This is a genomic window from Catellatospora aurea, assembly GCF_042663325.1.
Classification (GTDB): domain Bacteria; phylum Actinomycetota; class Actinomycetes; order Mycobacteriales; family Micromonosporaceae; genus Catellatospora; species Catellatospora aurea.
Map to the genome: position 1 here is coordinate 1 of NZ_JBHTAC010000044.1, position 13718 is coordinate 13718.

Annotated in this window: 15 protein-coding genes; 10 read left to right on the forward strand and 5 right to left on the reverse strand. The window is 70.9% G+C overall.

Annotated features, from left to right (window positions below; translation table 11 throughout):
* Positions 1-155: 155 nt before the first annotated feature.
* The 4 genes from ACFQO7_RS29985 to ACFQO7_RS30000 form a co-directional block, all read right to left on the reverse strand.
* A complete protein-coding gene (locus ACFQO7_RS29985) occupies positions 156-1496 on the reverse strand; it encodes an MFS transporter (RefSeq protein WP_376809526.1) in 1341 nt (446 codons plus the stop codon).
* Positions 1497-1620: 124 nt separating this feature from the next.
* A complete protein-coding gene (locus tag ACFQO7_RS29990; RefSeq protein WP_376809527.1) occupies positions 1621-3264 on the reverse strand; it encodes a glycosyl hydrolase family 18 protein in 1644 nt (547 codons plus the stop codon).
* 118 nt (positions 3265-3382) lie between these two features.
* Positions 3383-3958, reverse strand: a complete 576-nt coding sequence (locus tag ACFQO7_RS29995; RefSeq protein WP_360522414.1) for an isochorismatase family protein — start codon at positions 3956-3958, stop codon at positions 3383-3385.
* Positions 3959-4051: 93 nt separating this feature from the next.
* On the reverse strand, positions 4052-5353 hold the full coding sequence (locus ACFQO7_RS30000) for a nicotinate phosphoribosyltransferase (RefSeq protein ID WP_376809528.1): 1302 nt from the start codon (positions 5351-5353) through the stop codon (positions 4052-4054).
* Between the two features lie 152 nt (positions 5354-5505).
* Here ACFQO7_RS30000 and clpS point away from each other — a divergent pair, with 152 nt between their 5' ends.
* From clpS to ACFQO7_RS30025, 5 genes are all read left to right on the forward strand, one after another.
* Positions 5506-5808, forward strand: coding sequence for an ATP-dependent Clp protease adapter ClpS (clpS, locus tag ACFQO7_RS30005; protein ID WP_120316753.1), 303 nt, complete (start codon positions 5506-5508; stop codon positions 5806-5808).
* 10 nt (positions 5809-5818) lie between these two features.
* Positions 5819-6334: a DUF2017 domain-containing protein gene (locus ACFQO7_RS30010; protein ID WP_361039946.1), complete on the forward strand. Its 516-nt coding sequence runs from the start codon at positions 5819-5821 to the stop codon at positions 6332-6334.
* A 67-nt stretch (positions 6335-6401) separates the two neighbouring features.
* The gene (locus ACFQO7_RS30015) at positions 6402-6917 is read left to right on the forward strand and encodes a M67 family metallopeptidase (RefSeq protein WP_376809529.1); all 516 of its coding nucleotides are present in this window, start codon (positions 6402-6404) and stop codon (positions 6915-6917) included.
* Positions 6918-6983: 66 nt separating this feature from the next.
* A complete protein-coding gene (locus tag ACFQO7_RS30020; RefSeq protein WP_376809530.1) occupies positions 6984-7298 on the forward strand; it encodes a MoaD/ThiS family protein in 315 nt (104 codons plus the stop codon).
* Between the two features lie 165 nt (positions 7299-7463).
* Entirely contained in the window at positions 7464-8429 is a 966-nt protein-coding gene (locus tag ACFQO7_RS30025; RefSeq protein WP_361039937.1) for a PLP-dependent cysteine synthase family protein, read from the forward strand.
* 254 nt (positions 8430-8683) lie between these two features.
* Here ACFQO7_RS30025 and ACFQO7_RS30030 read toward each other — a convergent pair whose 3' ends face one another.
* Positions 8684-9181 (reverse strand): hypothetical protein, encoded by a 498-nt coding sequence (locus ACFQO7_RS30030; RefSeq protein WP_376809531.1) that lies wholly within the window; start codon positions 9179-9181, stop codon positions 8684-8686.
* A gap of 167 nt (positions 9182-9348) precedes the next feature.
* On the opposite strand from ACFQO7_RS30030, the gene murI reads away from it, so the two are divergent.
* From murI to ACFQO7_RS30055, 5 genes are all read left to right on the forward strand, one after another.
* Positions 9349-10143 carry a glutamate racemase gene (murI, locus tag ACFQO7_RS30035; protein ID WP_376809532.1) on the forward strand — a complete coding sequence of 265 codons (795 nt, stop codon included), beginning with the start codon at positions 9349-9351 and terminating at the stop codon, positions 10141-10143.
* Positions 10144-10219: 76 nt separating this feature from the next.
* On the forward strand, positions 10220-10966 hold the full coding sequence (locus ACFQO7_RS30040) for an MBL fold metallo-hydrolase (RefSeq protein ID WP_203695014.1): 747 nt from the start codon (positions 10220-10222) through the stop codon (positions 10964-10966).
* A gap of 17 nt (positions 10967-10983) precedes the next feature.
* A complete protein-coding gene (gene rph, locus ACFQO7_RS30045) occupies positions 10984-11760 on the forward strand; it encodes a ribonuclease PH (RefSeq protein WP_361039931.1) in 777 nt (258 codons plus the stop codon).
* A complete protein-coding gene (gene rdgB / locus ACFQO7_RS30050) occupies positions 11757-12380 on the forward strand; it encodes an RdgB/HAM1 family non-canonical purine NTP pyrophosphatase (RefSeq protein WP_376809533.1) in 624 nt (207 codons plus the stop codon). The genes rph and rdgB overlap by 4 nt, the downstream gene beginning before the upstream one ends.
* Positions 12381-12489: 109 nt before the next feature.
* A complete protein-coding gene (locus ACFQO7_RS30055) occupies positions 12490-13704 on the forward strand; it encodes an FAD-dependent oxidoreductase (RefSeq protein ID WP_376809534.1) in 1215 nt (404 codons plus the stop codon).
* Positions 13705-13718 lie beyond the last annotated feature (14 nt).

Below are 13718 nucleotides of genomic sequence, written 5' to 3' on the forward strand. Positions count from 1 at the left end.
ACGGTGCAGATCAACCAGCCGAAACTCCCTACCCGGGCTTAACTTCCCGGCATTGACCGATAGCGATGTGAAGGTGCCCTTCCTTCGCATGGAGCGCGGGTGACTTTGCTTCGCGCGGGGCGCGGGTGCCCTCCGCCGGGGAGGGCGGCTGGTGGTCAGCGATGGGCGGCGGGGGTGCGGGTGGGGTCGGTGGCGGGGTCCGCGGTGGGGATGGTGGAGCCCGCGCCGACGATGGCCGCGTCGGCGATGAGTGCGCCGTCCCAGTCGACGGCCGGGGTCGCCGGCACGGGTTCGGCAGGGCGGGAGCCCGCCCCGGCCAGGCGCCAGAAGGGGAGGGCGATGAGGGCCAGGAGCAGGCCGGCGCTGCCGGTGGCGGCGAAGGCCCAGGCGGGGCCGTACGCGTCGATGATGGTGCCGGCGAACGGCGCGCCCGCGGCGACGCCGATCGTCAGCGCGGTGCCGTGCAGGCCCATCGCCTCGCCCCGGGCTCCGGCGGGCACCCACTGGCTCATTGTGTCGATGGTGGCCGACAGCGACGGCGCGCACAGCACCCCGGCCGGGATCAGCGCCAGCAGCAGCCACCACCAGCCGCCGCCGACCAGGCCGAGCGGGATGGTCAGCGCGCTCATGAGGCCCGCCAGCAGCAGCGGCGAGATGCTGCGGTGCAGCGCGCCGTAGACGAAGCCGCCGATCAGGGAGTACCCGCACCAGACGGCGATGACCAGGCCGATCCAGGTCTCCTGGCCGCTGCCCTTGAGCGAGGCGATCAGCGTCAGGTCGGTGGCGGTGAGCACGAACGTCAGCACCGCGGTGATCGACAGCAGCGCGAACAGGCGCGGGCGCAGCCACTGCCGGCGCGGCACCGCGGCCTCGGGGGCGGCCTGCTCGGCCGCGGAACGGGTCGGCGGGTTGAGGGCGATCAGGGCCAGGCCTGCGCCGACCACGCCGATGCCGACGGCGTACATGGTGGGGCGGCTGCCGAAGGCGGTCACCGCGGCGACGGCGGCGGCCGGGGCGAGCATGTAGGACAGCTCGACGGCCATGGAGTCCAGGGCGAAGCCGGGGCGGCGCTGGTCGGCGGGGATGAGCGCGGCGATGCACTGCCGGACGAGGCTGAACACGGGCAGGCCGAGCACGCCCGCGACCAGCGCGCCGACCAACAGGGTGTGGTAGTCGAGCTGGGGCGCGATGCTCCAGAACAGCGCCTGGGCGGCGGTGGTGACGATCAGCACGGGGCGCAGGCCGTGCCGGTCGAGCAGCCGCCCGGCGAGCGGGGAGCCGATCGCGGAGCCGAGGGTGGAGGCGGTGCCGACGAGACCGGCCTGGGCGTAGCCGAGGTGCATCGTGTTGACCACGTGCAGGGTCAGGACGATGCCGGCCGCGATGACCGGGACACGAGCCACCAGCCCCACCAGCATCAGTGCGCGTACGCCGGGGAGTCCGAGGATTTTGCGGTAAGGCTCGATGGTCACTTTGGTCTTTACCTCCGCGCCCATCCTGCCTGAGGCCCCCGACACCGCGTCAGTGATTAACGGCCGCGCATGGGGTTATCTCCGTCACCGCGAACGGCGGCGGCCCGCCGGAACCCCGAGGTTCCGACGGGCCGCTGGTCTCGCTGGATCAGGCGAGGCCGTTCTTGATCGCGGTGATCAGCTCACCGTTGGCGGTGTCGCCGAACGTGTCCCAGAAGAAGGCGCCGGCCAGGCTCTGGTTCTTGGCCCACGTCATCTTGCCGGCGATCGTCGCCGGGGTGTCGTAGCTCCACCACTGGCCGCCGCTGAAGCAGTAGGCGGTGCCGCCGACGGTGCCGTTGGCCGGGCACTTGGTCTTGAGCACGTGGTAGTCCTCGATGCCCGCCTCGTAGGTGCCGGGGGCCGCGCCGGTCGCCGAGCCGCCGGGGGCGGACTGGGTGACGCCGGTCCAGCCGCGGCCGTAGAAGCCGATGCCGATGAGCAGCTTGCTGGCCGGAACGCCCTTGCTCTTCAGCTTGGCGATGGCCGCCTCGGTGCAGAAGCCCTGCTGTGGGATGCCCGCGTAGCAGGTCAGCGGCGAGTGCGGGGCGGTCGGGCCCTGCGCGGCGAAGGCGCCGAAGAAGTCGTACGACATCGGCAGGTACCAGTCGACGTACTGCGCGGCCGCGCCGTAGTCGGTGGCGTCGAGCTTGCCGCCGGTGCTGCCGTCGGCGGTGATCGCCGAGGTGACCAGGTTGCCGGTGCCGAAGCGGTTGCGCAGCGCCTGCATCAGGTTGCGGTACGCGAGCGGTCCGCTGCTGTCGCAGGACAGGCCGCAGGCGTTCGGGTACTCCCAGTCGATGTCGATGCCGTCGAACACGTCGGCCCAGCGCGGGTCCTCGACCAGGTTGTAGCAGGAGTTCGCGAACGCGGTCGGGTTGGCCGCGGCCGCGCCGAAGCCACCGGACCAGGTCCAGCCGCCGAACGACCACACGATCTTGATGTTCGGGTACGCCTTCTTGAGCTTGCGCAGCTGGTTGAAGTTGCCGCGCAGCGCGCCGGCGTCCCAGGTGTCGGCGACGCCGTCGACGGACTCGGCCGCCGAGTAGGCCCGGTCGTAGTCGGTGTACGAGTCACCGATCACGCACTGGCCGCCGGTCACGTTGCCGAACGCGTAGTTGATGTGCGTCAGCTTCGCGGCCGAACCGTTGCTGACCAGGTTCTTCACGTGGAAGTTGCGGCCGTACTGCGCCCAGTTGGTGAAGTAGCCGATGACCTTCTTGCCCGGGGTCGGGTTGGTCGGGCTGCTCGACGGGCTCGGCGGGGCGCTCGGCGACGAGCTCGGCGAGGTGCTGGGCCGGGCCGACGGGGAGCTGCTGGGGCTGGTGCCGGGCGTGGTCGGCACGACCGACGGGCTGGCGCCGGTGGCGCAGTTCGCGCCGTTGACGGTGCACGCGGTCGGCTGGCCGGAGCCCGCCGTCACGAAGCCGAACGAGGCGGAGCCGCCGGCCGGGATGGTGGCGTTCCAGGTGCCGGTCGCGGTGCGGGTCTGGCCCGTGCCGGTCAGGTTGGCGTCCCAGAAGGAGCTGACGGTCGTGCCCGAGGGCAGCGTGAACACGAGGGTCCACGTGGCCGCCGCGCCGGTGCCGTTGGTGATGGTGTACTTGCCCTCGGCGCCGCTGCCCCAGTTGGAGGTCTGGGTGTAGGAGGCGGTGACGGTGCCTGCCGCGTTCGCCATGGTGACGGCCCCGATGGAACCGGCGACGACCATGGCTGCGGTGGCGGCTATCAGGCGGGCCCGTGTTCTGAGCATGGCTCTCCCTTAATGATTGACACCTATCCCCCCGATGCGGCCAAACATTAAGTTAACTTTCCTTAAAATGGAAGAGCGTTTACCTAAAACATCCCTTAAGGGCTACTGAGCTGCGGTTTCAGGCCGCGTTGGTGATCTCCACACCGGACTCGCGAAGCTCGGTCAGCGCGACTTCCGTCGATTCCGGGGCGACGCCCGCGGTCAGGTCGAGCAGCACCGTGGTCGCGAAGCCCTCGCGGGCCGCGTCCAGCGCGGTCGCCCGTACACAGTGGTCGGTGGCGATGCCCACGACGTCCACCTCGGTCACGTCGCGCTCGCGCAGCCACGCGGTCAGCCCGACGCCGTTGCTCTGCCCCTCGAACCCCGAGTAGGCCGCGGCGTACTCGCCCTTGAGGAAGATCGCCTCGATGCGCTCGGTGTCCAGCGCGGGGTGGAACTGCTCGCCGACGGTGTCCGCGACGCAGTGCACCGGCCAGCTGCTGGAGTAGTCCGGCGGGTTGCCGAAGTGGCCGCCCGGGTCCTGGTGGTGGTCCTTGGTCGCCACGATGTGGTCCCAGCGGCGCGGCGACGCGCCCGCGTCCGCGGCCAGGTGCGCCGAGACTCCGGCCGCCACCGCCGCGCCGCCCGTCACCGGCAGCGAGCCGCCCTCGCAGAAGTCGTTCTGCACGTCCACGATGATCAGTGCGCGGGCCATGGCCGCCTCCCCGGACAGTCAACGGTGGTGCCTCTCCACCGCTGCCCATGCTGCTCCGGTCGGAGCCGTCCCGCAACGATCAGGTGACCGGGCTCATGCTCGCGGGCCGGTGGTGGTCACGGTCACGTGCACCGCGGGGTCGCCGGCCGACAGCTTCAGGCCCTCCCACGGGATCGTGATCAGACAGTCGCGCAGGTGGGCCCGGCTGTCGGCCAGGGTCGGCAGGTCCGCGACGAGTTCGCCGCCGCGGACGAACGGGCGCTGCAGCAGCCGGTCGCCGGGCTGTGCCGGGGGCGTGGCCTGCTGTGCCAGCACGATCTCCTCGACCGCGGTGCCGGTCGGCTTGTGCCGGCGGTACGCCGTCTTGCGCCCGCCGATCGTCGCCTTGTTCTCGGACCGCTTGACCACCGGGCGGCCGTCCACTTCGACCAGCTTGTAGACCAGGCCCGCGGTCGGCGCGCCCGAGCCGACCACCACCGCCGTGCCCGCGCCGTACACGTCGACCGGCTCGGCGGCCAGGGCGGCGATGGCGTACTCGTCGAGGTCGCCGCTGACGACGATCTTCACGTCCGGCGCGCCCAGCTCGTCGAGCAGCGCCCGCGACTGCGCGGCCAGCACCGACAGGTCGCCGGAGTCGATGCGCACCGCCCGCAGGCCGGGCCCGGCCACCGCGATCGCGTTGCGGATGCCCTGGCTGATGTCGTACGTGTCGACCAGCAGCGTGGTCTGCTCGCCGAGCGCCGCGACCTGCGAGGTGAAGGCGGCCTTCTCGTCGTCGTGCAGCAGGGTGAAGGCGTGCGCGGCGGTGCCCGCGGTCGGGATGCCGTAGCGCAGTCCCGCGGCCAGGTTCGACGTCGACGCGAAGCCGGCCAGGTAGGCGGCGCGGGCGGAGGCCACCGCGGCCTCCTCGTGCGCCCGGCGCGAGCCCATCTCGATCAGCGGGCGGCCCCGGGCCGCGGTGACCATGCGGGCCGCGGCCGCGGCGATCGCGCAGTCGTGGTTGAGCACCGACAGGATCAGCGTCTCCAGCACCACGCACTCGGCGAACGTGCCGCTCACCGTCATGATCGGGGAGCCGGGGAAGAACAGCTCGCCCTCGGCGTACCCGTCGAGGTCGCCCTGGAAGCGGTAGTCGGCCAGCCAGGCCGCGGTCTGCTCGTCGACGACGCCCCGGTCCCGCAGGAAAGCGACCTCGTCCGGGTGAAATCTGAACGCGGCGAGCAGCTCCAGCAGGCGGCCGGTGCCGGCGACCACGCCGTAGCGCCGGCCCACCGGCAGGCGTCGCGCGAACACCTCGAAGACGCTGCGGCGATGCGCCGTGCCGTCGCGCAGCGCTGCGCTGATCATGGTCAGCTCGTAGTGGTCCGTCAGCAGACTCGGCGCACCGGCAAACATCCTCACACCCTATGGCCTCGCCCGATCTTGTGCCGGTGTCCCCCGTGAGCTGTGGCGTGTGGCCTGGCCGCGGGCGCTTCCCGCAAGATCGGGAAGCGCTCCGCAGGACGGCACTTCCGCGTGCCTGTGTGTTGCCCGAATCAACTCGTAGGATGGGGGACGTGACCGCCGCCCCACAGACAGTTCCGGTTGATAAACCGGACATAGACGAAGCGTCGGAATTCGCCCGACCCTGGGTCACCATCGTGCACAACGATCCGGTGAACCTGATGAGCTACGTGACCTGGGTTTTCCAGCAGCTCTTCGGTTACAGCAGGGACAAGGCCGAACTGCTGATGCTCGACGTGCACCAGAAGGGCCGTGCCGTCGTGTCGGCGGGCGCCCGCGAGCGCATGGAGCACGACGCCAGCAGGCTGCATACGTACGGCCTGTGGGCCACGGTCGACAGACAGTGAGCGAGCGCGCATGACGATCTTCCGCAGAGTCGGCGCGGAATGCGTGGCGGACTTTCGCGAGGACGAGGTACGAGTACTGCGCAAGGTCGCCGAAGAGGTCGTCGGTCTGCTGACCGACGGCTTCGATCGCGAGGACCCCGTGGTCGAGCGGCTCTTTCCCGACGTGTACCCCGAGGACGTGAAGAACTCCGCCGAGTTCCGGCGCTTCACCGAGGGCGACCTGAAGACCGCCAAGATCGACCAGGCCGGCGCGGTGCTGGCCGGGCTTCCCGAGGCCGGCAAGGGCGAGGTGCGCCTCGACCCGGAGTCCGCCGAGGCGTGGCTGCGCGCGATCAACGACGCGCGGCTCGCGCTCGGCATCCGGCTGGAGCTGACCGACGACACGGTGGTGGAGTACGAGCTGGAGGAGGCGCTGGAGCAGGACGCCGGCTCGGCCCGGGTGTTCCAGCTCAGCGTGTACTCGTACCTCGGCTACCTCCAGGAATCCCTCCTGGAGGCGATCATCGGAGCCGAGTTCCGGAGGTGACGCTTCCTGTCATGGCGCGGATCACAGGGCTGTCACACGGCGGCCCGGGATCGGTAGGCTGGTCGCCGTGCTGACCATCCACAGGGAGATCATCGAGGCGATCGTCGCCCACGCCCGCCGGGACCACCCGGACGAGGCCTGCGGCGTGGTGGCCGGTCCCGTGGGTTCGGACGCTCCACAGCGGCACATCCCGATGGAGAACGCCGAGCGTTCGACCACGTTCTACCGCTTCGACTCGACGGAGCAGCTGCGCGTGTGGCGGGAGATGGACGACCTCGACGAGGAGCCGGTGGTGATCTACCACTCGCACACGGCGACGGAGCCGTACCCCTCGCGGACCGACATCTCCTACGCGGGCGAACCGAACGCCCACTACCTTCTCGTCTCGACCCGCGATGAGCGGACGGCGGAGATCCGCTCGTTCCGCATCGTGGACGGGCAGGTGTCCGAAGAGCCGGTCCAGCTCGTTGGTGAGAGTATGGACGTCATGCGGAGCTACGAGGAGAGCGGCGACCCGCACGCCGTGCAGTCGTTCATGTTCGGGCAGAGCCCGGCGGCGGTGGACTACGAGTGTCAGCACTGAGCTGACCCGACGCCAGTCCCGACCGACCGCCCATACGACTATTTCTTCTTACAGGAGTTCTCTGCCATGGCCATCGACGTTCGCATCCCCACGATCCTGCGCTCCTACACCGGCGGTGCCAAGGCCGTCTCCAGCGCCGGGGACAACCTCGCCGAGCTGCTCACCAACCTCGACGGCGCGTACCCGGGCCTGCGCGGCCGGCTGATCACGCCCGAGGGCGGCCTGCACCGCTTCGTGAACATCTACGTCAACGACGAGGACGTGCGCTTCCTCGGCTCGCTCGACGCCAAGATCAGTGACGGCGACACGGTCACCATCCTGCCGGCCGTCGCCGGTGGCGCGTTCGGCCTCGCCGCCGCGGCCGCCGTCCTCGGCCGCTGACCTTTCCCGCCGCGACGATCTCGCGCACACCGTGGGCATACGCGCCGGTGGCTCGTTCTCGCAGGTCCGCCGTCCCGGCGGACCTGCCGGACGATCCACCGGCGTCGTCCGTCCGGCGGGTATGTGTGAGGTCGTGGCAGGCGGCTCGCGCGAACGGAGCTGATCATGGCACGTTTTGACTCACTGCTCGACGTCTGCGGGGATACGCCGCTGATCGGGCTGCCCCGGTTGAGCCCGGCCGTGCCCGAGGGCGCGCCGCCGGTGCGGCTGTGGGCCAAGCTGGAGGACCGCAACCCGACCGGCAGCGTCAAGGACCGGGCCGCCATGTACATGGTGCGCGCCGCCGAGGCCGACGGGCGGCTGCGCCCCGGCGCGACGATCCTGGAGCCGACCAGCGGCAACACCGGCATCTCGCTGGCCATGGTCGCCAAGCTGCGGGGCTACCGGCTGGTCTGCGTGATGCCCGAGAACGTCTCCACCGAGCGCATCCAGCTGCTGCGCATGTACGGCGCGGAGATCATCTTCTCGCCGGCGGCGGGCGGCTCGAACCAGGCGGTGGCGACCGCCAAGCAGATCGCGGCCGAGCACCCCGACTGGATCATGCTGTACCAGTACGGCAACGAGGCCAACGCCCGCGCCCACTACGAGACGACCGGCCCCGAGCTGCTGCGCGACCTGCCCACGCTGACCCACTTCGTGGCCGGCCTGGGCACCACCGGCACGCTCATGGGCACCGGCCGCTACCTGCGGGAGAAGAACCCCGACATCCAGATCATCGCGGCGGAGCCCCGCTACGGCGAGCTGGTGTACGGCCTGCGCAACATCGACGAGGGCTACGTGCCCGAGCTGTACGACGCCTCGGTGCTGACCCGGCGCTTCTCCGTCGGCACCCGGGACGCCGTGCTGCGCACCCGCCAGCTCGTCGAGGTCGAAGGCCTGTTCGTCGGCTTCTCCACCGGCGCCGTCGCGCACGCCGCCCTCGCCGTCGCCCACGACGCCGCCAAGAACGGCCGGGGCGCGGACGTGGCCTTCCTGGTCGCCGACGCCGGCTGGAAATACCTCTCCACCGGCGCCTACACCGGCACCCTCAACGACGCCGAAACCGCCCTCGAGGGCCAACTCTGGGCCTGACCCCCGCCGCCTCGCCGCGTTGATCATGAACTTATGGCACGGGTCGGCGGCGTGTCGGTGACACAACTTCATGATCGAAGAGCCCGACCGGCGACCGGTCGGGCTCTTTCGGTTGTGGGCCTGGTGGCGCGGATCGGAGGGTGGCCGGTGTGCTTCGCGCCCGCGCGAGAGGGTGATCATGAAGTTGTGTTCATGGCGTGCCGTCGAGCCGTGCCATAAGTTCATGATCAACGCGGCGGGCGGGGCTGGGGGGGCTAGCGGGTGGTGTAGGCGAGGGTGATGTTGGTCAGGAGGAGGAAGGTGGAGATGGTGAAGAGGATGAGGGGGAGGCGGTAGCGGTGGATCGCGGCGAAGCCGGCGGCGATCGCGGCGACGCCGAGCACGCCGATGGTGAGGGCGGTGGGGGCGTACCAGGTGGGCACGTCGAGGTTCATGGCCAGCGCGACGGCCAGGCGGCCGCCGGGGATCAGCCCGAGGAAGCCCAGCGCCGCGGCCCAGGCGCACAGGCCGAGCAGGCGGCCGGTACGCGGGGCCGGGTCGTCCTCGCCGGGCAGCCGGAACCGCGACGTCACGGCGGCGCGCACCCGGCCGGGGGCGCGAGTGCCGTCCTGGTCGTCGGGCGCGGTGCGGGCCGACGGCATCCCGGTGTGCTCGTCACTGGCCGTGCCTGCAGGGTTGCCGGCGGTGCCGGCCGGGTTCGCGGTGGCGAGGACGCCGTCGGCGTCGCGCTCGGAGTTCGACTCAGTACGCACTGTGCTCGCCAATCCTCTGCCTGACCTGCCCGTTGATCGGGCCGTGCACTGAGTGCAACGGTTTCCGGCGACCGTGCGTAACGGCAGGCTGATTACCGTGTCACGTTCGCGACATCTCGGAACGGACCGTTCCCCGGAAGGGGGGTTGGCCAAGTAGGCTGCGCAGCGTGACGGACGCGCCGATCGGCATCTTCGACTCGGGGGTCGGGGGGCTGACGGTCGCCCGGGCCATCCTCGACCAGTTGCCTCATGAACGGGTCGTCTACATGGCCGACACGGCACACGTGCCGTACGGGCCCAAACCCATCGCCGACGTGCGCTCGTATGCCCTCGCCTGTCTGGACAGCCTCGTCGAGCGCGGCGCGAAGATGCTGGTCATCGCGTGCAACACCGCCTCCGCCGCCTGCCTGCACGACGCTCGCGAGCGTTACCGGGTGCCTGTGGTGGAGGTCATCCGCCCCGCGGTGCGACGTGCCGTCGCCGCCACGCGCAACGGCAAGGTCGGAGTCATCGGCACCACGGCTACGATCAACTCAGGGGCGTATCAGGACTCGTTCGCCGCAGCACCGCACCTCGCGGTGACCGCTGCGGCCTGCCCGCAGTTCGTCGGGCTGGTGGAGCGGGGAGTGACGTCCGGCCGGGCGCTGCTCGGTCTGGCCAGCGCCTACCTGGAGCCGCTACAGCGGGCCCAGGTGGACACGCTGGTGCTGGGTTGCACGCACTATCCGCTGCTCACCGGTGTGATCAGCCTCGTGATGGGGGATCAGGTGACCCTGGTGTCGAGCGCGGACGAGACGGCACGCGACGTCTATCGTGTCCTCGTGGAGCGCGACCTGGTGCGCCCGGACGACGCCCCGGCTCCTGCGCACGAGTTGTTGTGCACCGGCGACCAGGAGATCTTCGACCGGCTGGCGAAGCGGTTCCTCGGATCCGCGCTGGACCCTGCGGGAGCGCGGGCATGAGCGAGCGAAGCGAGCGAATCATGAGGCACTGTGCCCTCAGGTCTCATGCCGAATCTGCGCGGAGCGGAGATTCGGCATGAGGCTTACTGTTCTGGGCTGCGCGGGCAGCTTTCCGGGGCCCGAGTCGGCCTGCTCGGCGTACCTGGTGGAGGCGGACGGGTTCCGGCTGCTGCTCGACTTCGGGACCGGCTCGCTGTCGGCGCTGCAGCGCTACGCGAGCCTGAAGTCGGTCGACGCGATCCTGCTCAGCCACCTGCACTGCGACCACATGCTGGACGCCTGCTCGTACGTGGTGGTGCGCCGGTACGCGCCGGACGGGCCGTACCCGCCGATCCCGGTGTACGCGCCGGCGGGCGCGCCGGAGCGCATCGCGACCGCGTACAGCCTGGACGAGGGCCCGCTCGACGACGTCTACACGTTCTACGCGCTGCAGCCGGGCAGCTTCCCGATCGGACCGTTCCAGGTCAGCGTGGACCGGGTGAACCACCCCGTGGAGACGTACGGGGTGCGCCTGGAGCACGAGGGACGGGTGCTGGCGTACTCGGGCGACACCGCGGGCTGCGACGCGCTGCTGCGGCTGGCCCAGGGCGCCGACCTGTTCCTGTGCGAGGCGAGTTATCTCGACGGCGTCGACAACCCGCCGGATCTGCACCTGACCGGCGGCGAGGCGGGCGAGATCGCCACCAAGGCGGGGGTGCGCCGGCTGCTGCTGACGCATCTGGTGACCGCGTGGGGCTCGGAGGCGGAGACGCTGAACAACGCCGCCGCCACGTTCGCCGGACCCGTCGAGATCGTCCGCCCCGGTGCCCGGTACGAAGTTTGACCCCATAGGGTGGGCGCATGACGAGACCTGACGGGCGTGCGCCCGACCAGCTTCGACCGGTCACGTTGACGCGGAACTGGAGCATGCATCCCGAGGGCTCCGTGCTGGTGGAGTTCGGCAACACGCGGGTGCTGTGCACCGCGAGCGTCACGGAGGGCGTGCCGCGCTGGCGCAAGGGCACCGGCCAGGGCTGGGTCACCGCCGAGTACGCGATGCTGCCGCGCGCCACGACGACCCGGTCCGACCGGGAGAGCGTCAAGGGCAAGGTCGGCGGGCGTACCCACGAGATCTCCCGCCTGATCGGCCGCGCCCTGCGGGCCTGCATCAACCTCAAGGCGCTGGGCGAGAACTCCATCGTCATCGACTGCGACGTGCTGCAGGCCGACGGCGGCACCCGCACCGCCGCGATCACCGGCTCGTACGTGGCTCTGCACGACGCGGTGAGCTGGCTGGCCGCCAAGAACATGCTGACCCGCAAGCAGACCGTGGAGACCACGCTGCACCGCTCGGTCGCGGCGGTCAGCGTCGGCATCATCGGCGGCGAGCCGCGGCTGGACCTGTGCTACGAAGAGGACGTGACGGCTGTCGTCGACATGAACGTGGTCTGCACCGGCACCGGCGACTTCGTCGAGGTGCAGGGCACGGGCGAGGACGGCGTCTTCGACCGCAAGCAGCTCAACGCCCTGCTCGACCTGGGCGTGGCCGGCTGCGAGACGCTGACCACGCTGCAGCGCCAGACGCTGGGCCTGCCCACGCTGGACGCGGCCGGCCTGTTGGAGGTGTTCCGCCGGTGAAGCTCCTGCTCGCCACGCGCAACGTGAAGAAGCTCGACGAGCTGCGCCGCATCCTGGCCGGCTCACCGGAGCTGCTGAAGGTCGAGCTGGTCGGGCTCGACGACGTCCCGCCGTACGTCGAGGTCCCCGAGACCGGGCTGACCTTCGCGGAGAACGCGCTGCTGAAGGCGCGCGAGGGCGTCAAGCACACCGGCCTGCCGACGGTCGCCGACGACTCGGGCCTGGCCGTGGACGCGCTCAGCGGCATGCCCGGGGTGTTCAGCGCCCGCTGGTCCGGCAAGCACGGCGACGACCGGGCCAACCTGGAACTGGTGCTGGCGCAGATCGGCGACGTGCCCGACGAGCACCGCGGCGCGGCGTTCGTCTGCGCGGCCGCCCTGGTGCTACCCGGCGGCGGCTCCTCCCCGAACGGCCGCGAACACCTGGTCAGCGGCAAGATGGCGGGCCGCCTCCTGCGCGCCCCCCGCGGCGAGGGCGGCTTCGGCTACGACCCCATCTTCGTCGCCGACGGCAACACCCGCACCAACGCCGAGCTGGAGCCCGCCGAAAAGGACGCCATCAGCCACCGCGGCAAAGCCTTCCGCGCCCTAGCCGCCGTCATCGCCAAAAACCTCTCCTAGCCCCGCCCCTCGGGGCGACGATCTTGCGTGGGCTGTGGGTACGACACACTCGTAACGGGCATATCCCCAACAGTTCGTGCAAGATCGTCGCGATCATGAGGAGCGGGGCGTGGCGGAGCGGGAGTTCAGGGCACGGGTCTGCGTGGTGGGGAGTGGGCCGGCGGGGTTGATGCTGGCGTTCCTGCTGGCGCGGCAGGGGATCGAGGTCGTGCTGCTGGAGAAGCATGCTGACTTCTTCCGGGACTTCCGGGGGGACACGATTCATCCGTCCACGTTGGACGTGCTGGACGAGTTGGGGCTCGGCGACGCGATCGCCGCGCTGCCGGGGCGGCGTGAGCCGGGGGTGGCCGTGTCGTTCGACGACGGCACGTACCGGGTCGGCGACTTCACCCGGCTGCCGAAGCCGCACAACTACCTGCTGATCCTGCCGCAATGGGACTTCCTGGACCTGCTCGCCGCCGAGGCCGCGAAGCTGCCCGGGTTCACGCTGCTGCGCTCGACCGAGGCGGTGGACGTGCTGCGGGACTCGACCGGGCGGGTCACCGGTGTCGCCGCGGTCGGCCCGGACGGGGTCACGGTGCGGGTGCACGCGGAGCTGACGGTGGCCTGCGACGGCCGTGCCTCGGTGATCCGGGACAAGCTGGGGCTGGTGCCGGTGGACTTCGGCGCGCCGATGGACGTGCTGTGGTTCCGGATGTCGCGGGAGCCCGGGGATCCGGAAGGGCTGCTCGGGCGGGTCGGGCCGGGTGCGATCCTCATCATGATCGACCGGCACGACTACTACCAGTGCGGGTACGTCATCCCGAAGGGCGGCTACGCGCGGCTGCAGGCCGAAGGGCTGGACGGCTTCCGGCACCGGGTGGCCGGGCTCGCGCCGATGGTCGCGCAGCGGGTCGGCGAGATCCGCTCGTGGGACCAGTTGCACCTGCTCACCGTGCAGGTCGATCGGCTGGAGAAGTGGCACGTGCCCGGCGCGCTGTGCATCGGCGACGCGGCCCATGCGATGAGCCCCGTGGGCGGGGTCGGGGTGAATCTCGCGGTGCAGGACGCGGTCGCGGCGGCCCGGCTGCTCGGACCGAAGCTGAAGACAGGCCGGCTGCGTACCGAAGACCTGGACCTGGTCCGCAAGCGCCGGATGTTCCCGACCCGGGTTACCCAGCGCGCCCAGCGGGCGGCGCAGAGCCGCCTGGTCGGCGCCGTGCTCCGCGCCGACGCCCCGATCAAGGCCCCCGCCGTGCTGAAACTCTTCCAGCGCTTCCCCGCCCTACAGGCCATCCCGGCCCGCCTGGTCGGCCGCGGCGTCCGCCCCGAACACCTCTCCTGACCCCGCCGCCCGGA